Origin of the sequence: Corynebacterium sp. HMSC073D01 (assembly GCF_001815555.1) — a bacterium.
Lineage (GTDB): Bacteria > Actinomycetota > Actinomycetes > Mycobacteriales > Mycobacteriaceae > Corynebacterium > Corynebacterium glucuronolyticum.
In genome coordinates this window covers 19567-19822 of the sequence record NZ_KV821058.1, presented here as the reverse complement: position 1 = coordinate 19822, position 256 = coordinate 19567, and the positions used below count along the sequence as shown (strand labels likewise).

Annotated in this window: 1 pseudogene; it reads left to right on the top strand. The window is 53.5% G+C overall.

The features are described from left to right. Positions 1 to 256: pseudogene (locus HMPREF3044_RS12675) on the top strand (transposase); the annotation flags it as partial.

The following is a 256-nucleotide window of genomic DNA, read 5'->3' as shown; positions in this document are numbered from 1 at the left end:
GACCACGGCAGTGTGTATACCTCGGATGAGTTTAAGAAAACATGTACGGAACTGGGCATCACCCAATCGATGGGGTCTGTGGGAACCAGTGCTGATAACGCGTTTGCTTCAGTCGTTTAACTCCACGTTGAAAAGAGAGGTACGTCAAGATCGGAAAACCTTCGCAAACCCGCTTGAATGCCGCAGACAAGTGCTTCGCTGGTGCGCCCGCTACAACACAACCCGGCGCCACAGTTGGTGTGGCTATCAGACCCCG